This is a genomic window from Streptosporangium sp. H13245, from assembly GCF_055690525.1.
In genome coordinates this window covers 1-25,492 of record NZ_JBSZKT010000053.1, presented here as the reverse complement: position 1 = coordinate 25,492, position 25,492 = coordinate 1, and the positions used below count along the sequence as shown (strand labels likewise).

The 25,492-nt window shown below is 70.5% G+C and carries 17 protein-coding genes and 1 pseudogene; 8 read left to right on the top strand and 10 right to left on the bottom strand.

Annotated features, from left to right (window positions below):
- Nucleotides 1-116: 116 nt before the first annotated feature.
- Nucleotides 117-2,564: a M14 family zinc carboxypeptidase gene (locus ACW9TB_RS37325; protein ID WP_472752838.1), complete on the bottom strand. Its 2,448-nt coding sequence runs from the start codon at nt 2,562-2,564 to the stop codon at nt 117-119.
- Between the two features lie 394 nt (nt 2,565-2,958).
- Here ACW9TB_RS37325 and ACW9TB_RS37320 point away from each other — a divergent pair, with 394 nt between their 5' ends.
- The 6 genes from ACW9TB_RS37320 (at nt 2,959) to sppA (ending at nt 13,379) form a co-directional block, all read left to right on the top strand.
- Nucleotides 2,959-3,636, top strand: coding sequence for a hypothetical protein (locus ACW9TB_RS37320; protein ID WP_472752837.1), 678 nt, complete (start codon nt 2,959-2,961; stop codon nt 3,634-3,636).
- A 3-nt stretch (nt 3,637-3,639) separates the two neighbouring features.
- Nucleotides 3,640-4,833: a copper amine oxidase gene (locus ACW9TB_RS37315; protein ID WP_472752836.1), complete on the top strand. Its 1,194-nt coding sequence runs from the start codon at nt 3,640-3,642 to the stop codon at nt 4,831-4,833.
- 195 nt (nt 4,834-5,028) lie between these two features.
- A complete protein-coding gene (gene glgB / locus ACW9TB_RS37310) occupies nt 5,029-7,320 on the top strand; it encodes a 1,4-alpha-glucan branching protein GlgB (protein WP_472752835.1) in 2,292 nt (763 codons plus the stop codon).
- A gap of 225 nt (nt 7,321-7,545) precedes the next feature.
- Nucleotides 7,546-9,150: a glycosyl hydrolase family 18 protein gene (locus ACW9TB_RS37305; RefSeq protein ID WP_472752834.1), complete on the top strand. Its 1,605-nt coding sequence runs from the start codon at nt 7,546-7,548 to the stop codon at nt 9,148-9,150.
- Between the two features lie 148 nt (nt 9,151-9,298).
- A complete protein-coding gene (locus tag ACW9TB_RS37300; RefSeq protein WP_472752833.1) occupies nt 9,299-11,374 on the top strand; it encodes a S8 family peptidase in 2,076 nt (691 codons plus the stop codon).
- A 301-nt stretch (nt 11,375-11,675) separates the two neighbouring features.
- Nucleotides 11,676-13,379: a signal peptide peptidase SppA gene (gene sppA / locus ACW9TB_RS37295; RefSeq protein WP_472752832.1), complete on the top strand. Its 1,704-nt coding sequence runs from the start codon at nt 11,676-11,678 to the stop codon at nt 13,377-13,379.
- A 79-nt stretch (nt 13,380-13,458) separates the two neighbouring features.
- On the opposite strand, the gene ACW9TB_RS37290 is transcribed toward sppA, so the two are convergent.
- The 5 genes and pseudogenes from ACW9TB_RS37290 to ACW9TB_RS37270 form a co-directional block, all read right to left on the bottom strand.
- Nucleotides 13,459-13,929: a flavin reductase family protein gene (locus ACW9TB_RS37290; protein ID WP_472752831.1), complete on the bottom strand. Its 471-nt coding sequence runs from the start codon at nt 13,927-13,929 to the stop codon at nt 13,459-13,461.
- Between the two features lie 285 nt (nt 13,930-14,214).
- The gene (locus tag ACW9TB_RS37285; protein WP_472752830.1) at nt 14,215-15,138 is read right to left on the bottom strand and encodes an ABC transporter substrate-binding protein; all 924 of its coding nucleotides are present in this window, start codon (nt 15,136-15,138) and stop codon (nt 14,215-14,217) included.
- Between the two features lie 36 nt (nt 15,139-15,174).
- Nucleotides 15,175-15,846: an ABC transporter permease gene (locus ACW9TB_RS37280; protein WP_472752829.1), complete on the bottom strand. Its 672-nt coding sequence runs from the start codon at nt 15,844-15,846 to the stop codon at nt 15,175-15,177.
- A 109-nt stretch (nt 15,847-15,955) separates the two neighbouring features.
- Nucleotides 15,956-16,618, bottom strand: coding sequence for an ABC transporter permease (locus tag ACW9TB_RS37275; protein ID WP_329085422.1), 663 nt, complete (start codon nt 16,616-16,618; stop codon nt 15,956-15,958).
- Between the two features lie 241 nt (nt 16,619-16,859).
- Nucleotides 16,860-17,945, bottom strand: a pseudogene (locus ACW9TB_RS37270) (ABC transporter ATP-binding protein); the annotation flags it as partial.
- Between the two features lie 301 nt (nt 17,946-18,246).
- Here ACW9TB_RS37270 and ACW9TB_RS37265 point away from each other — a divergent pair.
- A complete protein-coding gene (locus tag ACW9TB_RS37265; protein ID WP_472752828.1) occupies nt 18,247-20,280 on the top strand; it encodes a hypothetical protein in 2,034 nt (677 codons plus the stop codon).
- 38 nt (nt 20,281-20,318) lie between these two features.
- On the opposite strand, the gene ACW9TB_RS37260 is transcribed toward ACW9TB_RS37265, so the two are convergent.
- The gene (locus ACW9TB_RS37260; protein WP_472752827.1) at nt 20,319-21,302 is read right to left on the bottom strand and encodes a helix-turn-helix domain-containing protein; all 984 of its coding nucleotides are present in this window, start codon (nt 21,300-21,302) and stop codon (nt 20,319-20,321) included.
- 483 nt (nt 21,303-21,785) lie between these two features.
- Here ACW9TB_RS37260 and ACW9TB_RS37255 point away from each other — a divergent pair, with 483 nt between their 5' ends.
- The gene (locus ACW9TB_RS37255) at nt 21,786-22,865 is read left to right on the top strand and encodes a glycoside hydrolase family 19 protein (RefSeq protein ID WP_472752851.1); all 1,080 of its coding nucleotides are present in this window, start codon (nt 21,786-21,788) and stop codon (nt 22,863-22,865) included.
- 372 nt (nt 22,866-23,237) lie between these two features.
- Here the strand turns inward: ACW9TB_RS37255 and ACW9TB_RS37250 are convergent, their stop codons facing one another.
- The 3 genes from ACW9TB_RS37250 to ACW9TB_RS37240 all read right to left on the bottom strand — a co-directional run.
- Nucleotides 23,238-24,410, bottom strand: coding sequence for a lipid-transfer protein (locus tag ACW9TB_RS37250; protein ID WP_472752826.1), 1,173 nt, complete (start codon nt 24,408-24,410; stop codon nt 23,238-23,240).
- A 65-nt stretch (nt 24,411-24,475) separates the two neighbouring features.
- Nucleotides 24,476-24,886: a MaoC/PaaZ C-terminal domain-containing protein gene (locus tag ACW9TB_RS37245; RefSeq protein WP_472752825.1), complete on the bottom strand. Its 411-nt coding sequence runs from the start codon at nt 24,884-24,886 to the stop codon at nt 24,476-24,478.
- Nucleotides 24,886-25,492, bottom strand: a 607-nt coding sequence (locus ACW9TB_RS37240) for a Zn-ribbon domain-containing OB-fold protein (protein WP_472752824.1), incomplete at its 5' end; no start/stop codon positions are given. The genes ACW9TB_RS37240 and ACW9TB_RS37245, both read right to left, overlap by 1 nt.

Sequence of the window (25,492 nt, the reverse complement as noted above, 5' to 3'; positions counted from 1 at the left end):
GGCGGTCGCGCGAACATACGGACGTACGAACTCACGGACTCGCGAACGTACGAACTCGCGAACGTACAGACTCGCGAACGTACGGACTCGCAGACTCACGAACTCGCAGGTGAGGATCAGGGAGTCTTGGTGATCTTCACCTTCTCCTTGCGGTAGTTGTTGCCGTGGCCGTCCGGCCGGTAGCCGTTCTCCACGTTTCCGGCGATGTCGACGGCGAACCAGCGCACCTCGGTGTTCTTGGTGACCGTGATCTGCTGCGCGCCCTCGCGCATCCCCGCGGCGGCGAGCTTGGTGGAGCTCAGCGTCGGGCGGCTGCCGTCCAGCGTGTAGTACACGTTGGCGGGCTCGTCGGTCGCGAAGGTGAACGTGGAGGAGGTGGTGGTCCAGCCGGTCCTCTTCAGCTCCGACCGGGGACCGTCCCCGTCGTCGGCGAAGGACCGGGCGATCTCCAGGATGCCGATCTGGCCGCTGGCGAACTCCATCGCCTCCTCGTGTCCCTCCGCGAAGTCCGGCTGGAAGCCGACCGCCCGGAACTGCTTGGTCGCCGGGTCGTAGACGTCCGCGCCGACCTCGAAGTCCCAGCCGATGATGCCCCGGCTGAACCAGTGCTCGTCGGCGCTGTTACCGGCCGCGGAGTACAGCACGTCGGGCACCGGGCCGGTGCGGCCCGGCCAGATCCCCGTGCCGCGCCACGACTGGACCGCGGAGAGGATGTGGTCGGAGGCGTCCCAGAAGAAGTTCTCCGTGCCGTAGTCGACGCGCGGCAGCAGCTCGCGACCGGCGGCCTTGTACGCGCCCGGAGGCCACATGAAGTAGCCGCCGTAGGAGTGCGTGTTCATCGCGAACTTGATGTTCGGGTACTGGGTGGTGAGCCAGACCTCGTTGCGCGCCTCCGGCTCCGACAGCTCGGCCGGGCCTGCGAAGGTGTCGCTGGTGCAGGTGGTCGAGGCGCCGCTGTAGCCGTCGAAGACGGAACCGACCGAGAAGTTGCGGTTCAGGTCCACGCCCCAGGAGTTGCGCCGCGCCGGGTCCGCCGCGTTGGCCGGGCAGTGGTTGGTCAGGTTGCGGCGCTGCATGTTGTAGTCGTACATGCTGTAGTGCGCGCCGTCGGGGTTGGACGTGGGCAGGATGAAGATGTCGAGGTCGTCGACGAGCTTCTTGGTCCGGTTGTCGCGGGCGTAGTTGCGCAGGAGCCGCTCGGCGGTCTCCAGGCAGACCAGCGGGGTCACCCACTCGCGGGCGTGCTCCTGGCAGTAGAGGAACACGCCGGTCTTCGACCCGTCGCGCTTCTTGCCGATGCGCAGCGCCTTCGTCTGGAACGGGTCGCGCGAGACGGTCGCCGGCGCCTTCAGGTTGTCGGTCAGCTTCGTCGCCGCCGCCGCGTCGACCAGGCCGGTACCGGCGTTGCCCCGGTAGGTGGCCGCGCCCAGCAGTGCCGACGACGCGGTGTTGCCGTTGAGCGCCTCGACCACCTGGATCGCGGTGCTGCTGATCGCGGAGGACGCGTCCGTGCCGAGGTTGACCACGACGTCCTTGCCGCTCACGGAGACGCCCAGCGGGCTGGAGGCGGTCTCGGGCTTCACCAGGGCGAGGCTGATGTCGTTGCCGCCCTCGTGCCCGTACGCCTTCGAGCTCACGTAGAACGTGCTCGCCGTGGCCGTGCCGAACTGCGCCTGCGCCGCCCGGCGGTAGCCGTTCGTCTTGTGGGGCAGGTTCACGATCTGGCTGATCTTCGGGAACTCCGCGGCCAGCGCGGTGATCCTGTCGGTGAGCTCGGTGGGGTCCATGTAGCGGTCGACGAAGTCCGCGACGTAGTGCGGGCTCGGCGCCTTGCGCGGGGATCCCAGCCACTTGGTCACCGGGACCGTGACCGAGCCGCCGCGGTTGCTCGTGATCGTGACCTTGGTGGGGATCGCGGTGAGGGAGAGCGGCGAGCTGAACCGGTGGTACATGTACTGGCCGGCGTCGGTGAAGCGCGACATCGTCGTGGTGCCGCCCGAGTCGGGGGGCGTCTTCTTGCCGCTGTCCCAGGTGGCGGTGAGCACGGTCTCCGCGTCGACGGCGCTCGACTTCACCTCCACCGACAGGAAGAGCTGGTCGTCGGTGGAGGTGAACCACTCGGCGCGGAGCGGGGTCAGTTTGTCGACTTCCGCCTCCGCGGCCTGGGCCTCGGCGAGTGCCTCCCGCCGCTCCGCCCTGTTCTGGGCGACGTCGCTCTGGTCGGAGATGGCGCCGCGTACGTCGAAGCCGAGGTCACGCAGTCTCTGGGCCTCCGGGGGGCTCAGTACGGCGTGGACCTCGAGGCCGCCTTCGACGGACTTCTTGTACTCCGCGAGGTCGACGTCCAGGGAGTTGAGCCGGTCGACGGCCGCCTGGTCGGGGACGATGACGCGCAGCAGTGCCACACCGTTCTGCTCGGTGCTGGACTGCCTGTCGGGGGCGACCTCGCTGACCGGCGGGGCCGGATCGGCGAGGACGGGCATCGAGCTGAGGCTGAGGGCGAGGGGCAGGGCGAGTATGGCCGCGGCACGGCCGACTCTCCTGCCGGTGAGGGGGCTCCTCATGAAAGATTCCTCCAGTTGGCGCACGTCTCAGGTAGTGGTCACCTGGAAAAAAGTGCGCTATCGGCAAGAATCTTCACTAGAGGGCTCATATCCGTCAAGAACCGAACTAACGGTGCAACCTATCCGAATTACGCAAGGGAAACCGAGGGAAAACCCGTCGCCGCGAGACGCGGATCCGGCCGTCACGCCCTCACGGCACCGCGGACCGGAAGGGCCCGGACGAAAAAGCGTCGAGCGCCCCGGGAAAGCCCTTTTCATGCCTCAAAATTTATGACAAAAGCCCCAAACAGGGATGAAATCAACCAAAAGTGCAATACGCCTTTGGACCCGCCGGGACACTCACCGATCGCTACTCTTCGCAAGGAATAGTCAACGGTGAGTAAAGAGGGCGTTCATGGGGCGAAGACTGATGATGATGGCGGTCACGGGGGCGGGGGTGGCCGTCGTCGCCGGGGCGGCGCTGTTCGTCTCCGGCGAGCAGGGGTCGCAGGCCGCGAGGTCCACCCAGCGGGTCCCCGCGCTGGAGGACCCGCTGACCGGCCAGGAGGTCGCCCAGGCCACCACGATCGCGTCGGCGGGCTCCAGGTCACACCTGGCCGCCGGGCGGATCAAGCTCCTCTACGTGGAGCGCGACGACGACAAGGACTCCTCCCCCGGCAGCAGGCGCGCCGACGCGTACCTCTACGACTACGGCGGCGACAGGCTCATCGTGCGGACCGTCGACCTCGGCCGGGGCGAGGTCGTACGGGAGACCGTGGCGCGGGGGGTGCAGCCACCGCCGTCGAAGGAGGAGGAGACGACGGCCGCCGGGCTCCTGCTGTCCCACCCGGGATACGGCAAGACCGTGCGCGCCGCGTACGCCAAGGCCGGGGGCGGGCAGCTGAGGTCGGCGGCGGAGCTGGGGCTGCGCGGGTTGATCTTCACCCCGTCCGGCGAGAGCGGGCCCGCCGTGGAGTGCGAGGTCCACCGGTGCCTGCGGCTGTTCGTCCGGCTGCCCGACGGCACCTGGCTGGACACCAGCCGGATGGTCGTCGACCTGTCCGCCAAGAAGATCCACACCCTGGAGTGGTAACCCGTGTTCCTCCGCCTCACCCTGTCCTGCGTCCTGCTCGCCGGAGGGCTCGCCGCGCCGATACCTCCGCTACCGCGGCCGACCGCGTCGTCCGCGCCGAGCGGCGCGCCGGAGACCGCCGCGCGGCCTCCGGCGGCTCCCTGCAACGCCCCGTACCGCGTCGACAAGACCCTGCCCAACGGGGCGCGCTGGCAGCTCTGCTGGGAGATGCGCAACGTCGAGGGCCTGACCCTGACCAGGATCGTCTACACGCCGAGGGGCCAGCGGCCGACCACCGTGCTGCGCAGCACCTCGCTCGCCCAGATCCACGTGCCGTACGACAGGGGACGGCCCCGCTACCACGACATCGGGTCGCTGGGCTACACCGCCGTCCCGCTGCGGGCCGCGGACTGCCCGCTCGGCGAGCGCCGCGAGCAGTTCGTCTGCGTGACGACCAGGGCTCGCGGCCACGCGCACCTGAAGGCGCTCCCCGACCGGCTGAACGTGACGGCCCAGGGGCGTGACCTGGTGGTGTTCGCCGCCTTCCAGGTCGGCTGGTACACCTACCTGGCCGAGTGGGCCTTCTCCGACGACGGCGCGATCACCCCGCGCGTGGGGGCCACGGGGTCGCTCGCCGGGTTCACCACCACGCCCGAGCACGGCTGGCCCATCGGGGTGGGCGCCCGGGGGTTCGAGGCGAGCCACACCCACAACATCTTCTGGCGCCTGGACTTCGACGTGGCGGGCCGGGCGGACGACGTCGTGGAGCAGTACGACTTCGGTGGCTCCGGCACCGCGAGCCGGAAGATCGAGCGGACGGCGTTCGCGACGGAGGCCAAGGCCGTCAGCAGGCCGATGCGCTGGTGGCGGGTGGTCGACGGGAAGGTGCGCAACGCCGACGGGCACCGCGTCTCCTGGGAGATCAACAACTCCGACACCGCCCAGTACCGAGGTCCCGCCGACGAGGCCTTCACCCGGGCCGATCTCTACGTCACCGACTACCGCTCCTGCGAGCGCCTGGCGACGGTCAACCCGGCTCCCCGGTGCGCCCGGTCCGTCGACCGCTACACCAACGGGGAGCGGCTCACCGACCCGGTCCTGTGGGTCAACGTCGGCTTCCACCACGTTCCCCGTGACGAGGACGCCGATCCCATGCCGAGCCACTGGCAGGGGTTCCGCATCACCCCCCGCGACGTCACCGCCAGGAACCCGTACTGACCGTGTCCGAAGGTCGATGATCGGATACGGTCGGCGAACGGCGTTGTGAAGGGCCCCCACATACCCGACAATCGTGACTTTTGTCCCTCTCGGATCCGCACGTTTTCCGAACACGCATGGTGATAGCGGACAGGGGCATGGGTTCGGTCACCCGAGTAGGGCAAGGTAGGGGCTATCGATCTACGGGAGTAAGCCATGAACGCGCACTTGGACCTGGACCGGCTCGCGGGCGGAGCGCACCACGACCCGCACTCGATCCTCGGGGCGCACCTGGGTCCCAAGGGCGTGACGATCCGGACGCTGCGGCCCTTCGCGCAGAAGGTCCAGGTGCTCGTGGACGGCAAGGCCCACGACCTGAAACACGTGGCCCACGGCGTGTTCGCGGTCACCCTGCCCGGAATCGACAAGATCCCCGACTACCGGCTCCGGATCACCTACGCGGGCGCCGAGCCGTACGAGACCACCGACCCCTACCGGCACTGGCCCACGCTGGGCGAGGTGGACCTGCACCTCATCGGCGAGGGGCGCCACGAGCGGCTCTGGGAGGTCCTCGGCGCGCGGGTCATGCGGCACGAGGACGTGGACGGCACGGCCTTCGCCGTGTGGGCGCCCAACGCCCGGGGCGTCCGGGTCATCGGCGACTTCAACCACTGGGACGGCGGCGCGTACCCCATGCGCTCGCTCGGCAGGTCGGGGGTGTGGGAGCTCTTCGTCCCCGGTCTCGGCCCCGGCGACCGCTACAAGTTCAGCATCCTCGGCGCGGACGGGGTCTGGCGGGCCAAGGCCGACCCGATGGCCCGGCGCACCGAGCTGCCGCCCGCGACCGCGTCGGTGATCGAGAAATCGGAGTACGCCTGGCGGGACGACGAGTGGATGCGGCGCCGCGCGGAGGCCGACGCCCTGCGGGAGGCGATGAGCGTCTACGAGGTGCACCTCGGCTCGTGGCGGCCCGGCCTGTCGTACCGGGAGCTCGCCGTCGAGCTGGTCGACTACGTGGTGGACATGGGGTTCACGCACGTGGAGCTGATGCCGGTGGCCGAGCACCCGTTCGGCGGCTCCTGGGGCTACCAGGTGACCTCCTACTACGCCCCGACGTCCCGCTTCGGCTCCCCCGACGACTTCCGCCACCTGGTCGACAGCCTGCACGAGGCGGGCATCGGGGTGCTGGTCGACTGGGTGCCCGCGCACTTCCCGATGGACGACTGGGCGCTGGCCAGGTTCGACGGCACCCCGCTGTACGAACACGCCGACCCCGCGCGGGGCGAGCACCCCGAGTGGGGCACCTACATCTTCGACTTCGGCCGCAGGGAGGTGCGCAACTTCCTGGTCGCCAACGCGGTGTACTGGCTGCGCGAGTTCCACGTCGACGGGCTGCGCGTCGACGCGGTCGCCTCGATGCTCTACCTCGACTACTCGCGGCGCGAGGGCGAGTGGACGCCCAACGAGTACGGCGGCCGGGAGAACCTCGACGCGGTCGCGTTCCTCAAGGAGATGAACGCGGTCGCCTACCGGGAGGCGCCGGGCATCGTCACCGTCGCAGAGGAGTCGACCGCGTGGCCGGGCGTCTCCCGTCCGGTGCACCTGGGCGGGCTCGGCTTCGGGTTCAAGTGGAACATGGGCTGGATGCACGACACGCTCGCGTACCTCAAGCACGAGCCCGTCTTCCGTCAGTACCACCACCACCAGATGACGTTCTCGCTGATGTACGCGTACTCGGAGAACTTCACGCTGCCGCTCTCGCACGACGAGGTGGTGCACGGCAAGGGCTCGCTGCTCGGCAAGATGCCCGGTGACGAGTGGCAGCGGTTCGCGAACCTGCGGGCGCTGTTCGCCTTCATGTGGGCCCATCCCGGCAAGCAGCTGCTGTTCATGGGCGGCGAGTTCGGCCAGGGCTCGGAGTGGTCGGAGGAGCGCGGGCTCGACTGGTGGGTGCTCGACTTCGACGGGCACCGGGGGGTGCAGCGGCTGGTCCGCGACCTCAACCGGGTCTACAAGGAGTCTCCGGCCCTGTGGAGCGTGGACGCCTCCCCCGACGGCTTCCGCTGGATCGACGCCGACGACGCGCAGGGCAACGTGTTCTCCTTCCTGCGCCACGCCGAGGACGGCTCGGTGGTGGCGTGCGTGGCCAACTTCTCCGGCGCGCCGCACGAGGACTACCGCCTCGGCCTGCCCTTCCCCGGCGCGTGGGAGGAGGTGCTCAACACCGACGCCTACGACTACGCGGGCAGCGGCGTGGGCAACCTCGGCGCCATCGAGGCCACCGACGAGCCGCGCCACGGCCTGCCGTACTCGGCCACCATGCGCGTCCCGCCGCTGGGCACCCTCTGGCTGCGCCACCCGGGCGCGCTCGAACCCGCCGTGGACGACCGCGCGGTGGAGATCATCCAGGCCGCGGAGCAGGAGATCGTACGGGAGCGGCTGGAGGTCGTGCGGGAGGCGCCCGAGGCCGACGGGCCGGACGAGCGCAGGGAGGCCGAACCGGCCTGATCACGCGGGAAAACGGGCCGGTCGCGCGATCGCGCGACCGGCCCGTTTCGCGCTCTATGCTTCCGGGCACCCGCGCCGCCGCCTGCCCAGCCGAAAACCTTAAATCGGCCTTATATCCACGAACAAGGCATTGACCGTCGGCGTACGAGAACCTACGCTCTGGAAACTAATAGGAAACTTTCCTATGAATACGGGGACTTGGCACTCTCTGACCTGGAGCGACCCTTGCGACGAATTACCATCGGCTCCTTCATCGCGGCGGCGGCGCTGCTGGTTCCCCTGGGGATCGGCACGGCGACGGCCGCCACACCCGCCACCGCGACCTACTCGACGGCCTCGAACTGGGGCTCCGGCTTCGAGGGCAAGGTGGTCGTGAAAGCCGGAACGAGCGCGCTGACCAGCTGGAAGGTCGAGTTCGACCTCCCCGCCGGTACCTCGATCAGCTCGTCCTGGGACGCCGACCTGACGAAGAGCGGCAACCACTACACCTTCGTCAACAAGGCGTGGAACGGCGCGCTCGCGGCGGGCGCCTCGACGAGCTTCGGTTTCAACGGCGCGCCCGGTGGCATTACCGGCGTGCTGAACTGCAAGCTCAACGGCGCCGCCTGCAACGGCAGCGGCACCCCGGACCCGACCCCCACCCCGACGCCCACGGTCACCCCCACGCCGACCCCGACCCCGACCCCGACGGTCACCCCCACCGTCCAGCCTCCCGGCGGCAAGAAGGTCGTCGGATACTTCACCCAGTGGGGCGTCTACGCCCGCAACTTCCACGTGAAGAACCTGGTCACGAACGGCTCCGCGCCGAAGCTGACGCACATCCTGTACGCCTTCGGCAACACCACCGGCGGCCGGTGCACCATCGGTGACTCCTACGCCGACTACGAGAAGGCCTACACCGCGGCCGACAGCGTCGACGGCGTCGCCGACACCTGGGACCAGCCGCTGCGCGGCAACTTCAACCAGCTCCGCAAGCTGAAGAAGGCGTACCCGAACATCAAGGTCATCTGGTCGATCGGCGGCTGGACCTGGTCCGGCGGCTTCACCCAGGCCGCGCAGAACCCGGCCGCGTTCGCCGACTCCTGCTACAACATGGTCGAGGACCCGCGCTGGGCCGACGTGTTCGACGGCATCGACATCGACTGGGAGTACCCCAACGCCTGTGGCCTGACCTGTGACAACAGCGGCCCGAACGCCTTCAAGAACGTCATCGCCGCGCTGCGCACCAAGTTCGGCCCCAACGCCCTCGTCACCGCGGCGACCACGGCCGACGGCACCAACGGCGGCAAGATCGACGTCGCCGACTACGCCGGTGCCATCAACAACCTGAACTGGCTCATGCCGATGACGTACGACTACTTCGGCGCGTTCAACGCTCAGGGCCCGACGGCTCCGCACTCGCCGCTGACCTCCTACACCGGCATCCCGACGGCGGGCTTCTACTCCGACGCGGCGATCCAGAAGTTCAAGTCCAAGGGCATCCCGGCCAGCAAGCTGCTGCTGGGCATCGGCTTCTACGGCCGAGGCTGGACCGGTGTGACCCAGGCGGCTCCCGGCGGCTCCGCCACCGGCCCGGCCCAGGGCACCCACGAGCCCGGCAACGAGGACTACAAGGTCCTCAAGACCAAGTGCCCGCCCACCGGTACCGTCGGCGGCACCGCCTACGCCTTCTGCAACGGCAACTGGTGGAGCTACGACACCCCCGCCACCATCGCCGGGAAGATGACCTACGCCAAGAACCAGGGTCTGGGCGGGGCGTTCTTCTGGGAGACCAGCGGCGACACCACCAACGGTGAGCTGATCACCGCGATCTCCAACGGCCTCAAGTAATATTTCGACCACTCGACCCTCCGTGTGCGCTACGCCGCGGGGGGTCGAGCTTTTCTCCGAAGATCCTCCAAATCTGGGGCAAAGTATTCACGCGGCGCATACGGCTGCTTAGACTCCGAAACGCCCGTTTGATCCCCCCGGAGGACGTGTGCGACTTCGAGCTGTCGTGGCCATGGCGTTGGTTCTCACCATCGCGCCCGCGGTACCCGCCCTCGCCGAGGACTCGCCGGCGCCCCCGGCGGTCTCCGCGAGCGAGAGCCCACCGGCGCCCCCGGGCGACGGAACCGGAGGGACGAGCGGTCAGGAGACACCCCCCGCCACACCGGCTCCACCTCCCGCCGACGCGACGCCTCCACCTCCTCCGCTGCCGAAGCTGGAGGCGGGACTCGCCTCCGACGACGACGGGGCCCGGGTCATCGTCGAGCTGGCGGCCCCCGCGGAGTCGGCGCCGGTGGCCGGGGAGGCGCGGCAGCTGCCCGACGCCGAGGTCGTCCTCGAACCAGCCGACACCTCGTTCATCGTCGTCGAGGGCACCGGTGAGTCGCTCGCCAAGCTGGCCGAGGACCCGCGCGTCCTCTCCATCCGCCGCGACCGTACGTACTCCCCCACCGCGCTGAGCTCGGTCTCCTCCGGCTCGCTGGCCACGAGCCTGCAGGTGATCGGCGCGGACAAGGCGCACGCCGCCGGGACCAAGGGCCAGGGCCAGACGATCGCGGTCATCGACACCGGGATCGACGCCGCCCACCCCGACTTCGGGGGCAAGGTCGTGGAGCAGGCCTGCTTCTCCGCGACGGACGAGGGCGCGCAGTCCCTGTGCCCCAACGGGCAGACGAGCGACCCGGGATCCGCCGACGCGAAAACCCCCGCCTGCGTCCACGAGCAGGTCAACCTGTGTGACCACGGCACCCACGTGGCGGGGATCGCCCACGCCGTCGCCCCCGACGCGGACATCGTGGCGATCCAGGTCTTCAGCAGGTTCAACGACTGCGACGACGAGGGCGGGGTCTGCCTGACCGCGTTCGAGTCCACGATCCTGCTCGCCCTGGAGCACGTCGCGAAGCTCAAGGAGGGCGGCAGGAACATCTCCGCGGTGAACCTCAGCCTCGGCGGCGGCCTCTACGAGGGAACGTGTGACGCCGAGCCGGAACTGGCCGCGATGAAGGGCCGGATCGACGACCTCCGCGCCAAGGGCGTGGCCGTCGTGGCCGCCGCGGGGAACGAGGGCGTGGCCGGCGCCGGGGCCCCCGGCTGCTTCTCCGGCCCGGTGACGGTGGGCGCGACCGGCGACGACGACAGCGTCCCCCCGTGGTCCAACTACGGCTCCGTGCTCGACCTCTTCGCGCCCGGCCTTGAGATCGACTCCGCGGTCCCCGGTGGCGGCCACCAGGTCTACAGCGGGACCTCGATGTCCACCCCGTTCGTCACCGGCGCGCTGGCGCTGGTGGCCCAGAAGACCCCGGGCACCCCGGACGCGCTGGCCGAGCAGCTCAAGAAGGCGGGCCGCCCGATCGTCTACGGCGAGGTGACCACCCCGCGTCTCGACCTGAACGCCGCGATCGCCGGGGGCACCCCCAGCCCGCCCGTCACCCAGACCCCCGCGCCCGAGCCGCCCGCCGACTCCGAGGACCCGGCCGACGACCCCGCCGAGGAACCGTCGGAGCAGCCCACCGACGACCCGTCCGAGGAGCCCAGCCCCGAACCCAGCTCGGGCCCCTCCCCGTCGGCCACGCCGTCCGACCCGGTGCCGACGCCGATCCCGCTGCCGACGGTGACGATCACCGTGACCGTGACGGTCCCCCCGACGAAGGCGCCCGCGGTGTGCACGCGCGGCACGTCCACGAAGACGCTGAGCGCCGCGCAGTGGGCGCTTGAGGTCACCCGGGGCAAGGGGAAGATCGCGGACGCGACGCTCGGCTGCTACCTCGGCCTGGTGACCAAGGCCAGCAAGGTCTTCGCCGAGGTCACGTCCGCCTCCACCCTGGGCGGCGCGTACCGGGTGCTCAAGCCCGCCAAGCAGACGTCGAGGGCCAAGCTGGAGAGCGAGCTGCTGGCCGCCTGGCTGAACTGGGCGAACGGCGGCGTGAACTTCACCGCGAAGATCAAGGAGAAGGCCACGCTGAAGACGGTCCTCACCTCGGTGGAGAAGGCACGCCTGAAGGGCACCTCTCCCGCCGCGTCCACCCTGATGCTCAAGAAGCAGGTGAACGCCCGCCGAACCGCGTAAGCGCCCCCGGCCCCCGGGGATCGGAGAACAGGACCGCGTAGGCACCACCTGGTCCCCGGGGGCCGGAAAGCGGGTGAACGCCCGCCGAACCGCGTAGCGCGGGGGTAGAACGCCCGCCGAACCACGTAGACACCACCCGGCCCCGGGGACCGGAAAGCGGGTGAACGCCACCCCGCCCCCGGGGACCGGAAGGCAGGCACACGCCCGCCGAGCCACATAGCCCCCGGGGGTCGGGGCCGGAAAGCAGGCGAGCACCCGCCGAACCGCATAAGCCCGGTATGTGTCGCTTAGGGTGAGGAGCATGGACGCGACCAAGGTGATCATCGACAGTGTCGACCGGTTCAGGCAGCGGCGTACCGCTCCTCTGGTTCTTGAGCTCGACCTCACCGAGGGCCTGACCGACGGCAGTCCTCCGGTGGATCCGCTGAGCGCCGTCCTGGCGATGCGCAAGACGAGCCTGACCGACGTACTGGCCGGGCTCAAGCGCGCCAGGAAGGACGACCGGGTCAGGGCGCTGATCGTCAAGATCGGCAGCCAGCCGCTGGGCCTGGCGATCGTCCAGGAGCTCCGCCAGGCCGTGATCCACTTCCGGGCCTCGGGCAAGCTGACCGTCGCGTTCGCCGAGACCTTCGGCGAGCTCGGCGGAGGCACCGTCCCCTACTACCTGGGCAGCGCCTTCGAGCGGGTCTACCTCCAGCCGTCCGGCGACGTCGGGCTGACCGGCGTCGCGATGGAGCAGCGCTTCCTGCGGGGCGCGCTGGTCAAGCTCGGCGTCGAGTACCAGATCGGCCAGCGGCACGAGTACAAGACGGCAGCCAACACCTTCACCCAGGACCACATGACCGAGGCCCACCGCGAGTCGATGGGCCGCATCACCGAGTCGGTCACCGAACAGGTCGTGGCCGGAATCGCCGAGGGGCGCGGGCTCGAACCGGCCAGGGTGCGCGAGCTCATCGACCAGGGCCCGTTCATCGGCGCCGAGGCCGTCGAGGCCGGGCTCGTCGACCGGCTGGCCTACCGCGACGAGGTCTACGACGAGGTCAAGAAGTCCGTCGGCGACACCGCGATGCTGCTGTACGTCGGCCGCTACGCCAAGGCGCTGTCCGCGAAGAAGCTCCCGCACCCCGGCGAGCAGACCGTCGCCCTGGTCCGAGGCAACGGCGCGATCCGGCTCGGCCGCAGCGGTCGCAGCCCGCTGGGCGGCGGTGGCGCCATGGGCTCCGACACCATCTGCGCCGCCCTGCGCGCGGCCCGTCGCGACGACAACGTCAAGGCCGTCGTCTTCCGGGTCGACAGCCCCGGTGGCTCGTACACCGCCTCCGACGCCATCTGGCGCGAGGTCGTGCTCACCCGCGAGGCGGGCAAACCCATCGTGATCTCGATGGGCGATCTCGCCGCCTCCGGTGGCTACATGGTCTCGATGGCCGCCGACGCGATCGTGGCCCAGCCGGGCACGCTCACCGGCTCCATCGGCGTGTTCGGCGGCAAGGCGGTCATCGGCGGGCTGCTGGAGAAGATCGGCGTGTCCTCGGAGACCGTCGGCGAGGGCGCCAACTCCGGGATGCTCTCCCCCACCAACGCCTTCTCCGAGGCGCAGTGGGCGCGGGTCAACGCCTGGCTCGACCGGGTCTACGACGACTTCGTGAACAAGGTCGCCGAGGGGCGCGGCCTGTCCCGCGAGCGGGCCCACGAGCTGGCCAAGGGCCGGGTCTGGACCGGGGCGGACGCCCTGGAGGGCGGCCTCGTCGACGAGCTCGGCGGCCTGGAGGACGCCCTGGCCCTGGCCCGCAAGAAGGCCGGGCTGCCCGCCGACGCCCCCGTGCGCGTCTACCCCAAGCTCAACCCCCTGGAGCGGCTGCGGCCCCCGGAGTCCAGCGAGGACAGGACCGCCGCCATGGCCCAGGTCCGCCTGGAGGCGTGGGGCCCGGTCGCCCACCTCGCGGGCGAGCTGGGCCTGCCGTCGTACGGACCGCTGATGCTTCCCGGCTCGTGGACGATCCGCTGACCCACCCGTACGTCCTCCGGCCCGTACGCTCTTCGACAAGGCCGCCGCGACCACAGCGGCGGCCTAGCAGACCAGTGAATCAGCGGTAGCGGCTCCGATAGCGGGCCAGCGGCAGGACCGAGGCGTCGACGTAGTCGACCCCCAGGACCTTGGCGATGAAGATCGTGTGATCCCCGGCCGGGACGACCTTGACCGTCTCGGCCTCCAGCGCGGTGACACCGCCGTCCACGACGAGGGCCTCACTCAGCTTTCCCCGGTGGTGCGGCGTGCCCGCGAGCAGCAGCCTGGCCCCCGGACGGCCCGCCGTGGCGAAGCGGCTGGCGATCGCCTTCTGCCCGGCCGACAGCACGCTGGCGGCCCAGCGGTCGTGCCGGAGCAGCAGTTCGTTGAGGTATCCGGCGTTGTCCAGGCTCACCATCACCAGCGGCGGGTCCAGCGACAGCGAGGTGAAGGTACCGACCGTCACCCCCACGTCGTCGCGCTCGTCCTTCACCGTGAGAACCGTCACACCGGTCACCACCTGGGCCATGGACTCGACGAACTCGTTCATGCGGCCATCATCCCGGAACCAGAGGGATGCCCGGCCAGGCCGCCGCTGTCCTGGTCCCCGATCGGCGGCGGCGAGTTCGGTTTCAGCGACCTCGGGCTGTGGCCACCGCCCTCGCCCGAGAGCTTCGAGTTCGCCGTGGAGTGGCCGCTGGTCGGCATCGAGCTGACCATCGTCGACCTCGACGCCACCGGCCGCTCCGTGCGCTACTGGCTCGGCGGCGACCGGTAAAAACGCCGGAAGGCGGGTGGATGTCCACCCGCCTTCCAGTGAGACCGCCGCGAAGGGCTAGAGCAGCGCGTTCTGGGTGAGCCAGTCCTTGGCGACCATCTCGGCGTCGTCCTTGTCGACCGCGACGCGCTTCATCAGCGCGACCAGGCCGGCGGTGTCGAGCTTGGCGGAGACCGCGTCGAGGGTCGTCTTCACGGTGTCGTTGATGCCCGCCTTGTTGACCAGGGGGGCGATGTTCTCGGCCGCGAAGGCGCTCTTGTTGTCCTGGAGGGAGACCAGGTCATTGACGATGATCTTCGGGTCGGTGGTGAAGACGTTGCCGACCTGGACGGTGCCGTCCTTGATGGCGTCGGCGGTGGCGTCGCCGGTCTTCTTCCACTCCTTGAACTCCAGGCCGTACGTGTCCTTGAAGTTCTTCTCCTGGCGGGTCTGGAACTCCGGCGGGCCGCCCACCGAGTAGTTCTTGGCGACCTTGACCAGGTCCTCGATCGTGGTGAGGCCGTCCTTGGTGGCGGTCTCCTTGGTGACGGTCAGCGAGTTGTTGTCCTCGGCCGGGGCCGGGGTGAGGACCTCCAGCTCGGCGGGGAGCTTCTCCTTGAGACCGGCGACGACGTCGTCCTTCGACTTCGCCGTGGTCGTGTTGTCGACGAAGGCGAGGAGGGAGCCGATGTACTCCGGCAGGATGGTCAGGCCGCCGCTCTTGACCTGGTCGTACAGGACCTCGCGGCTGCCGATGTTGAACTTCTCCTCGACCTGGACGCCCTTGGCGGCCAGGGCCTGGGAGTAGATCTCGCCGAGCAGGACGTTCTCCGGGAAGTTGGCCGACCCGATGATGACCTTCCCCCCGGCCGCCGGAGCGGAGGCGGACCCGGACCCGGCGGATGCCGGGGAGGCGCTGGTGAGCGGATCTCCGCCGCCGCACGCGGTAAGTGTGAGCGCCGCGGACAGGAGGATCGCCGCGGTGCTGATCAGGCGCTTCATGGTGCAATTCCCTTCCAAAACGGGGGGTAATGAAGACTATCTGATGGTCTGGCGCTCGCTCACCCCCGGGGAGACCGTTACGCGCTGTACCAGAGTGAACCCGAGCTGGACGAGAAGCGCCAGCAGTGCTACGAGGACCGCCCCGCCTATCGTGCTCGGGAAGTTCTTGGTCGCGAGACCGTCGATGATGAACCGGCCGAGCCCGCCCAGGCCCACGTAGGCGGCCACGGTCGCGGTCGCCACCACCTGGATCGCGGCCAGCCGCAGGCCCAGCAGGATGAGCGGCAGCGCGACCGGCACCAGCACCCGGCCGAGGACCTGCCCGCCCCGCAGGCCCATGCCGTACGCGGCGTCGCGCAGGTCGGGGTCGACCCCTCGGATGCCCTCGTACGTGTTGACCAGGATGGGCGGCACGGCCAGCGCCACCAGCGGGATGAGCACCGGCAGGATGGTGCCGACGCCCAGGAACAGGACGATGAGGACGAGCAGGCCGAGCGTCGGCAGAGCGCGGGCCGCGTTGGCGGTGAGGATGACGAGCGTCGCGCCCCGGCCGGTGTGGCCGATCAGCAGCCCCAGCGGGAGCGCGATCAGCATGGCGAGGAGCAGCGAGAGCCCGGCGAACTCCAGGTGTTCGAGCAGCCGGTTGGGAATCCCGTCGGGTCCCGACCAGTTGGCCGGGTCACCGAAGAAGTCGATCAGCCAGTTCACACGGCCTCCTTTACCCGCGACCCGATCAGCGCCCGCGACCCGATCGGCCGGTTCACGAGAACCGCCCGCGACTCGACCGGCCGGTTCGCCCGGACCGGGATCAACCCGTTCACGCGGACCCCCTCGCCCGCGACCACGGGGTGAGCAGGCGCTGCGCCAGGATCAGCAGCAGGTCGGCGACCCCCGCGAGCACCACGACCAGCACGATGCCGACGACGATCGGGGTGTAGAACTGCCGCTGCCAGCCGTCGATGAACAGGTAGCCGAGCCCGCCCCTGCCGACCAGCGCGCCGACGCTGACCAGGCTGACGCTGGCGACCGTGGCGACCCTGAGCCCGGCCAGCACGACCGGTACCGCGATCGGCAGCTCGACCTGGAGCAGTCTGCGCAGCGGGGTGAAGCCCATGGCCACCGCGGACTGGCGCACGTGGTCGGGGACCGAGCTCAGCCCGTCGACGACCGCGGGGATCAGCACCGCCATGGCGTAGAAGGTGAGCGGGACCATGACGGTCGTCCGCGTGGCGAGGCCGGTGATCGGGATGAGCACGATGAAGACGGCCAGCGAGGGCAGCGAGTAGATCACGTTCATGACGCCGACGGTCGGCTGGTAGAGCCAGCGCCAGCGGACCCCGGCCAGCCCGAGCGGGAGCGCGATGATCAGCCCGATGAGGATCGGCACCAGCGCCATCACGATGTGGTCTTCGAGCAGGCCCTGGATCGTGGGCCAGTTGCGCCCGATCCAGTCCCAGCGGACCAGCGGCTCCTCATCCATCGACATCACCCGCGAGCCCACCGGAACCATCGCCACCTCGCGCGGGACCATCGCCACCTCGCGTAGAACCATCGGCCCCACGTGCGGGACCGTCGCCACCCCCGGTGGAGCCACTCTCGGTGGAGTCAGCCCCGGTGGAGCCACCACCGGTAGAGCCGCCCTCGGTTAAGCCAGCCCCGGTGGAGTCGCCCGTACTCTTCACCGGGACACCGGCGCCTCGTGCCGGTCCGCCGACGCTTACCGTGACCCTGGTCAGGGCCTCGTCCAGTGCCTCGCGGGTGGCGACGCCCACGGCCCTGCCCGGCCCGTCCACCGCGACGGCGTTGCCCGACGGGGACAGCAGAGTCGCGTCCAGCGCGGCGCGCAGCGAGTCGCGTCCGCTGACGAAGGTCCCGTACGGTGCGAGCTCCACGTCGGCGAGGGTGCCCGACTCGGGCAGGTCCTTGACGGCGGCCCAGCCCAGCGGCCGGTTCTCCTCGTCCAGCACCGCCAGCCACGGCTCCCCGGTGGCACGCGCCGAGGCGGTGTCGGTGGAGGCGGGCACGAGCAGGTCGGTGCGGAGCCGCATTCCCTCGTCCGAGACGAACGACAGCCGCCGGATCCCCCGGTCGCGGCCCAGGAACTCCCGGACGAAGTCGTCGGCGGGCCGGGCCAGCAGGGTCGCGGGGTCGTCGAGCTGGGCCAGGTGGCCCCCGACCCGGAGCACGGCCACCCGGTCGCCGAGCTTGACGGCCTCGTCGATGTCGTGGGTGACGAACACGATGGTCTTGTTCAGCTCGGCCTGGAGCCGCAGGAGCTCCTCCTGCAGGCTCGTACGGACGATCGGGTCGACCGCGCTGAACGGCTCGTCCATCAGCAGCACGGGCGGGTCGGCGGCGAGCGCGCGGGCCACGCCGACGCGCTGCTGCTGCCCGCCGGAGAGCTGGAAGGGATAGCGGTCGGCCATCTTGAGGTCGAGCCCGACCCGTTCGAGCAGCTCCATCGCCCGGTCGCGCGCCTTCTTCTTGTCCCAGCCGAGCAGGAGGGGCACCGTCGCCACGTTGTCGACGATCTTGCGGTGCGGGAAGAGCCCCGCCTGCTGGATGACGTAGCCGATGCCCCGGCGCAGTGTCGGCGGATCGATGGTCTTGACGTCGACGCCGTCCAGGAGGATCTGTCCCTCCGAGGCGTCGATCATTCTGTTGATCATGCGGAGGGACGTCGTCTTCCCGCATCCCGAGGGACCGACGAAGACGGTTATCTCCCCGGTTGGCACCTCAAGGCTTAGATTGTCCACGGCGACGGTCCCGTCGGCGTAGCGCTTGGTGACACCGTTGAATGTGATCATGCGCAACCTCTTGTTTTCGCAGGGTTACGGCTCCCCTGCCCCAACCGCCCCCATGATCCCGCACGGATCAGCCTATGCCCCTCTTCTCCGATCTGTCTTCCCGGCTTTCCCAAACCAGCTCCGAAGCAGATCCACAAGTGTATTTCTCAACAAAAGGGCATTGAGTAGTGCGGGAGGTGCCCATGACTTGACATGATTACCCACATTGCCGGAGACAACCCCTCTGGCACCGTACGTCACAGGCTTCACAGCCACTCCGCCTCTCCACCACGCTCGCCGAACCACCAGAGGAACCGGTCCCGTGACCCAACCGCTCCTCGGTCAACGCTCGCGCGTCGAACTGATCGCCGAGCTCTACGACCGCCACGCAGCAGGGCTGTTCGCCTACTCCCACGACCAGCTGGGCAACGCGGACTCGGCCTCCGACGTCCTGGTGACCGTCCTCTCCGGCGTCTCGGACGCCGAACCGCCGCGCGCCGCGCTGTACGCGCTCGCCCGCCGCGAGATCTTCCTGCGCGACATCGTCTACGCGCCCCCCGCCATCGGCCTCGACCCGGCCGCCGCCCTCGTCGAGCGCGTCCTGGGCGACCTGCGTACGCACCAGCGTGAGGTGCTGTACCTGTCGGGCGTGTGCGAGATGAACGCCTCCGAGCTGTCCTGGGTGCTCGACGTGGCCGTCGACACCGCCGACGAGCTGACGGTGAGCGCCTGCCGCCGCTTCGCCCAGTCGCTGGGCTTCGCCCTGGCCTCGGCCAAGGTCCCCGAGCACATGACGGAGGTGTTCGGCGCCCTCGCCGTCGCCCCGGTCCGCGACGTTCTCAGCCTCGCCCACTGGGCCACTCCCCCGGCGAGACTGCGCGCCGCCGTGCTCGGGCCGAAGGCGCCGCCCGTCGTTCCCGCCGCCAGGCCGTCGACGTCACCGCTGTTCAGGCAGCTGTGGCCGACGACGCCCGCGTGGCCGCTGCCGCTCGCGGAGACCGGCGTCCCCGCCGGTCCCCCGATCGGCTCCTCGGCCTTCCCCCCGGTGCCGGAGCACATGGCGGAGGACCGCTTCCCCGACCCCTTCGCGCCACGGGATCCCGACGCCGTCTCCGGCCACGAGGCCACCACGCAGCCGATGCCCAAGCTCGGCGACTCGGTGCTCACCGCCCTGGACACCGCGGCCCTGCGGCCCCGCCGCCGCCTCCAGCGCCCCCGGCCGCGCCGGGCGATGCCGCTGACGGCGCCGATTCCCGGGGACGTGCTGGACGACGCCCCCGGGCGGGAAGACTTCTTCCGCCCGCTCACCCCGGAGGCGCGGGCGGCCCGCGTCCACACCGACAGGCTCGTCGCCGCCGCCCCCCGCACCGAGACGCCGCCCGCCGAGACGCCCCAGGCCCCGCCCTCGGAAACGGCCCCGGTCGCCGAGCTTCTCCGGGAACCGGTCGCCGAGGCCCCCCACGGACCGCTCACCGGCCTCCCGTCCCCGGCGAACCTCGGCGACGTGCTGGACGACGGTCTCGGGGACGTGCTGGACGACCCGCGTCCCCTGCCCGGCTGGCCCCTGCAGACCGACCAGCTCGACGCCCTCGCCGACCGCGAGCGCCACCAGTCCTCCCCCGCCTCTCCCCCTCCCCCGCGCGAGGCCGAGCGCCCCGCGCCCACGGCTTCCTCTCCCGTACGAGAGACCGATCCCGTACGAGAAGCCGGTCCCGTGCGAGAGACCGGGCGGCCCGCGCCCGTCGGCGGCGACCGCCCCCGGCTCTCGCTCCCCGTCTGGGCCACGCGGGCCGAGAGCCTCGCGCCCCCGGCGGAACACGCCCAGCCCCAGATCCCCACCCGGACCGATCCCGTCCACCCCTCCGCCGACTGGTTCGCGGATGCCGCCCCCTCCGAAAACCAGACCCGTGCGGACGCCGCCCCCTCCGGGGCTCAGACCCGTGAGGCGCCGACCGCCCTGCCCACCTGGACTCCCAGGACCGACCACCTCCGCACCACCGCCGGTCGCGCCCAGCTGCGCCTGCCCCTCTGGGTCATGCGCGAGGCCCAGCCCGGCGACACCCCCCGGCTCGCGCCCCCGAACCACACCCTGACGCCGTACGACGCGCCGCGGGACGACGCGGAGACGATGCCGGGGAACGGGTTCGCGGCGATACCCCCGATCCCCCCGGCGGCGCTCGCCCCTTCCGGCCGGGCCGCGTCCCGGGGGCGCAAGGCTGACCGGCCTCCGCGCAGTCACAAGGCGACGAAGAACGCGGTCCACCACGACTGGGCCTGGGAGGTGATCGGCTTCGTCATCGCGGTGACGATCGCCATGATCGTCTTCTTCGCGGTACCGATGATGACCACCCCGTAGGTCTCCCCACCGACCCGGGACGGCACGGGCCGGGCCGCTCAGAGCCAGCGTTCGGTGGCCGCGCGCCAGGCCAGCTGCATGCGGGTCTGCGCACCGGCGAGTTCCATGATGTTCGAGACGCGCCGCTGCACGGTTCGCTGGCTGATGCCCAGCTGGGTGGCGATCGACCCGTCCGGTACGCCCGTGACCAGCAGCGAGACCAGATAGAGGTCGTCGGGACCGAGCGGGCAGGGCGCCGTCCCCTCGGTGAGGGCGCCGTCCTCGGCGATCCGCAGCGGCGTCGCCCGTTCCCAGTAGCCCTCGAAGAGGGCCGTCAGCGCCTCCAGCAGCTGGCCGCCCCGGACCAGCGCCGCCGTCGGCTCGGAGGTTCCGGCCTCCGGGACCAGCGGCAGCACGGCGGTCTCCCTGTCGACGACCGTCAGCCGCACCGGCAGCCAGGACATGGCTCTGGCCTGCTCGCCCAGCTTGATCCCGTACGCGATGTTGACCGGCATCCCCTCCTCCGCCAGCAGGGCCTTCTCGTAGATGACCCGGTACTCGACCCCGCGGCGCAGCGCGGCGAACTCGGCGTGGTTCTCCTCCACGGGCATCGTGACCGCGTGTCCCTGGCAGAGGTAGAGGACCTCGTGGCGGGCGGCCTCCTGCAGATGGTCGAGGTGCTCCTGGAGGGCGACGCGGTTCGGCAGGACCTCGACCAGCCGTCCGGCGTCGCGGCGGCGGGCGTTGTCGCGGTACTCCTCCGAGAGCCGGTCCACCTCGCGCCGCGCCCAGTCGAGCGCCTGCTGGTGACGGAGGAGCTGCGAGCCCAGCACGATGTCCGGGGCCACCGCGGTGTACCGCCGCCTGCCGGGACCGACCGTCCTGATCAGCCCTCTGACCCGCATGGATATCAGCACCGTCTCGGCTGTCTCGGCGTCGATGCCCAGATTTCCGATGAGGTCGGTGATCTCCGCCTCCGCGGTGGTCACCAGGAACCGGTAGACGCGCTCCTCCACAGGATCGAGCCCGAGGGATTCCAACATGACGCACATGATGACATCCGAAACGCCTATAAAAGTTACATTCATCGTCTAACCGGACTTATGCCACCGGTGTGAATTCCCCGGATGGGGGTCATATCGGACTTGGCGCACACCTGTCCCGGCGGCGGGAATCAAACGCCACCGGGGTTGTGACAACTCTCTGTCAAGGCTAGTATCACGGCAACTCTTAGGAAACTTTCTTAAGAGAAAATTAAGGCGGGTGCCTCCGCGGCCCCCGGGTAACCGTTCGATCTGACCACGAGCTGCGCGAACCTCGATGACGTGGATCGTCATCACACGGGAGTCCGACCGTCCGGACGTCCCACACCCCCCGGTTTCCCCCCACGGAAGCGATCATGCGGCGCACCCCCTCCTTACTCGCCCTGACTGGGCCTGCAAGCCTTTCGCGCGAGTCGTCCGCGCCCCGGTCGCGCAGCGCCTCGAACCTCTGCGGCCCCCACCGCACGAAGGAGTGATCAAGTGTTGAGACAGCGCATCATGGCCGCCCTCGCCGCCCTGGCGGTCACGGGCGTGCTGGCGGTCGCCCTCCCGGCGGCCTCCGCGTCGTCCGCGTCGTCCGCCGCCGCGGCGGCCTGCGTGACCCCGTGGAGCTCCTCGCAGGTCTACACCGGCGGCATGACCGCCTCCCACAACGGCCGCAACTGGTCGGCGAAGTGGTGGACCCAGAACGAGGTCCCCGGCACCGTCGACGTGTGGGCCGACCAGGGCGCCTGCGGCGGCGGCACGACGCCTCCCCCCTCGGGCAACTGCAACCACCCGAACTGGGCGGCGGGCACCTGGTACCCCGCCGGGAGCATCGTCAAGTACACCAACGGCCAGTTCTACCGCGCCAAGAACGAGAACCCCGGCTACGACCCGGTGATCAGCACCTGGTACTGGGAGCCGTACACCTGTGGCGGCACGACGCCTCCCCCCAGCGGCGGCGGTTTCGTGGTGAGCGAGGCCCAGTTCAACCAGATGTTCCCGAGCCGGAACTCGTTCTACACCTACAGCGGCCTGACCGCGGCGCTGAGCGCCTACCCGGGCTTCGCCAAGACCGGCAGTGACACCATCAAGAGGCAGGAGGCCGCCGCCTTCCTCGCCAACGTCAACCACGAGACCGGCGGCCTGGTCCACGTCGTGGAGCAGAACACCGCGAACTACCCGCACTACTGCGACGCGAGCCAGCCGTACGGCTGCCCCGCCGGCCAGGCGGCCTACTACGGGCGCGGCCCGATCCAGCTGAGCTGGAACTTCAACTACAAGGCGGCGGGCGACGCGCTCGGCATCAACCTGCTCGGCAACCCGTACCTGGTGCAGAACGACGCGGCGGTGGCCTGGAAGACCGCCCTGTGGTACTGGAACACCCAGAACGGCCCCGGCACGATGACGCCGCACAACGCGATGGTCAACAGCCGCGGCTTCGGCGAGACGATCCGCAGCATCAACGGCAGCCTGGAGTGCAACGGCAGGAACCCGGCGCAGGTGCAGAGCCGGATCAACGCCTACCAGCGCTTCGTGCAGATCCTCGGCACCACCCCCGGCGGCAACCTGAGCTGCTGAACGACCGGACGACAGGGTGGCCGGTCACCTGACGGCCGGTCACCAGAAAGCCGATCGACGGCCGGTTGACGGCCACCGCGCGCCCGGCCTCCCGCCGGGCGCGCGTCCCGCGAGACGTCCCGCCGAGCGCGCGAACCCGCGAGGCGGTGGCTCCACGCGTACGATCCGCACGCGTGACACGAAGGGCGTGGCCCACCGGCCGCGCCCTTCTCGCGTCCGCTGCCTCCTCTGAAAGCGGCGGCGTCCGTTCCGGGGACGGCGGCTCCCGGGGGATCGCCTCGCGTCGTCGGCCCGCGACCGGGTCGTAGCCCCGGCCGTCCATGGCGAGCACCGCCGGGTCGTGCCCCGGCCGTCCGTGGCGGGGACGGCGGGTCACTCCGACGACAGGACCAGCCCGCTGGTCGGCACGCCCGTACCCGCGGTGACCAGCACGTTCCGCACCCCGGCGACCTGGTTGGCCGAGGTGCCCCTGATCTGCCTGACGGCCTCGGCGATGCCGTTCATGCCGTGGATGTACGCCTCCCCGAGCTGGCCGCCGTGCGGGTTGACCGGGAGGTGGCCGTCGATCTCGATACCGCCCCCGGCCACGTAGTCGCGGGCCTCGCCGCGCCCGCAGAAGCCCAGCTCCTCCAGCTGGGTGAGGACGAACGGGGTGAAGTGGTCGTACAGGATGGCCGTCTGCACGTCCGAGGGCCCGAGCCCCGACTGCCTCCATAGCTGTCGGCCGACCACCCCCATCTCCGGGAGGCCGGTCATGTCGTCGCGGTAGTAGCTGGTCATCATCATCTGGTCCGCGCCGGAACCCTGGGCGGCGGCGGTGATCACGGCGGGTGACCCGCGCAGGTCCCCGGCCCGCTCGGCGGAGGTGACCACCAGCGCCACCGCGCCGTCGCTCTCCTGGCAGCAGTCGAGCAGGTGCAGCGGCTCCACGATCCACTTGGACGCCTGGTGCTCCTCCAGCGTGATCGGGCGCCCGTGGAACCACGCGGCCGGGTTGGTGGAGGCGTGCCTGCGCATCGCGACCGCCACCCGCCCGAAGTCCTCGGAGGTGACGCCGTACGCGTGCATGTAGCGCCGGGCGAACATGGCGACCCAGGCGGCGGGGGTCATCAGCCCGTACGGCACGTGCCAGCTCATCTCCAGGCCCTGGGACGAGGGCTCGCCGCCGATGCGGGCGTCGGGCTGGCCGAACCTGTTCCCCGAACGCTCGTTGAACGCCCGGTAGCAGACCACGGTCTCGGCGACCCCGGTGGCGACGGCCATCGCCGCGTGCAGCACGGTCCCGCACGCCGCGCCGCCGCCGTAGTGGACGCGGGAGAAGAACGACAGGTCGCCGATGCCCACCTCGCGGGCCACGGCGATCTCCTGGTTGGCGTCCTGGGTGTAGGTGACGAGGCCGTCCACGTCCGAGGGCGCGAGGCCCGCGTCGTCGAGCGCCGCGAACACCGCCTCGGCGGCGAGCTGGAGCTCGGACCTGCCGGACCGCTTGGAGAACTCGGTCGCGCCGATCCCGGCGACGACCGTACTCCCGGAGAAGGAGACCACGGCGGAGGGCCTTTCTGTGTTTCGCGTTCCCGCGTTCCCGCTGCTCGTGGCCTCGGGGGGTGCGGTCAGCGGGCGGGCAGGGCGAGCCTGACGGTGCCCGAGACGTGGTCGCCGAGGCTGACCCTGCCTCGGACCTCGACGGTGAACTCGCCGTCCTCGCCGGCGGCCACGCTGCCGGTGAAGGCCAGCGTGTCGCCCGCGTACGCGGGGACGCCGAGCTTGACGTTGATGCCACGGATGATCGCCTCGGGCCCGGCCCAGTCGGTGACGTAGCGCTCGACGAGACCCATGGTGGTCAGGATGTTGAGGAAGATGTCCCGCGACCCCTGCGCCCTCGCCCCCTCGACGTCGTGGTGGACGGGGGTGAAGTCCATGGTCGCGAGCGCGGTCGACACGACCACGGTGGGGCTCAGGTCGATCGCGAACTCGGGAAGCGGAGCTCCGACCCGCACCTCGTCGCCGGTAAGTGTCCGCATCACGCCTCCAGGGGGACCCACATGGGCAGGATCAGCTCGTCGTCCATCTGGCGGTACGTCAGACGCACCGGCATACCGATACCCACCCGCGAAGCGGCGCAGTCCACCACGTTGCCCACGATCCGCACCCCTTCCGGCAGTTCCACCACGGCGACCACGAAAGGCGTCCGGAGTCCCGGAACCGGCGGATTGTGGTGGACGACGTAGCTGTAGACCTTCCCCTCGCCGCTCGCCGCCACGAACGCGCGGGCGGCCGAGCGGCACGAGGGGCAGACCGGTCCCGGCGGATGACGGAGCTCGCCGCAGTCGGCGCACTTCTGGATCCGCAGCTCGCCCTCGGCGACCCCCTCCCAGAAGAAGGCGGTGTCGGCGTTGACGGCGGGCCTCAGCGGGTACGGCGCGCGCGGGTGCACGTCGTCCCCCCGCGTCGCGGGCGCGTCCTTCGCGGACGGCTCCCGGGCGGCCGGGTCCCGGGCGGAGGTGTCCTGCGGGGGCGCGTCCTGGGTGGAGGCGTTCTGCGGGGGCGCGTCCTGGGTGGAGGCGTTCTGCGGGGGCGCGTCCTGGGTGGAGGCGTTCTGCGGGGGCGCGTCCTGGGTGGAGGCGTTC

What these genes read in the sequence shown, in the direction of transcription:
- glgB (WP_472752835.1), top strand. Translation starts at nt 5,029, where the DNA reads ATGAACGCGCACTTGGACCTGGACCGGCTCGCGGGCGGAGCGCACCAC.
- ACW9TB_RS37260 (WP_472752827.1), bottom strand. Translation starts at nt 21,302, where the DNA reads ATGTTGGAATCCCTCGGGCTCGATCCTGTGGAGGAGCGCGTCTACCGG.
- ACW9TB_RS37285 (WP_472752830.1), bottom strand. Translation starts at nt 15,138, where the DNA reads ATGAAGCGCCTGATCAGCACCGCGGCGATCCTCCTGTCCGCGGCGCTC.
- ACW9TB_RS37290 (WP_472752831.1), bottom strand. Translation starts at nt 13,929, where the DNA reads ATGAACGAGTTCGTCGAGTCCATGGCCCAGGTGGTGACCGGTGTGACG.
- sppA (WP_472752832.1), top strand. Translation starts at nt 11,676, where the DNA reads ATGGACGCGACCAAGGTGATCATCGACAGTGTCGACCGGTTCAGGCAG.
- ACW9TB_RS37320 (WP_472752837.1), top strand. Translation starts at nt 2,959, where the DNA reads ATGGGGCGAAGACTGATGATGATGGCGGTCACGGGGGCGGGGGTGGCC.
- ACW9TB_RS37245 (WP_472752825.1), bottom strand. Translation starts at nt 24,886, where the DNA reads ATGCGGACACTTACCGGCGACGAGGTGCGGGTCGGAGCTCCGCTTCCC.
- ACW9TB_RS37275 (WP_329085422.1), bottom strand. Translation starts at nt 16,618, where the DNA reads ATGGATGAGGAGCCGCTGGTCCGCTGGGACTGGATCGGGCGCAACTGG.
- ACW9TB_RS37325 (WP_472752838.1), bottom strand. Translation starts at nt 2,564, where the DNA reads ATGAGGAGCCCCCTCACCGGCAGGAGAGTCGGCCGTGCCGCGGCCATA.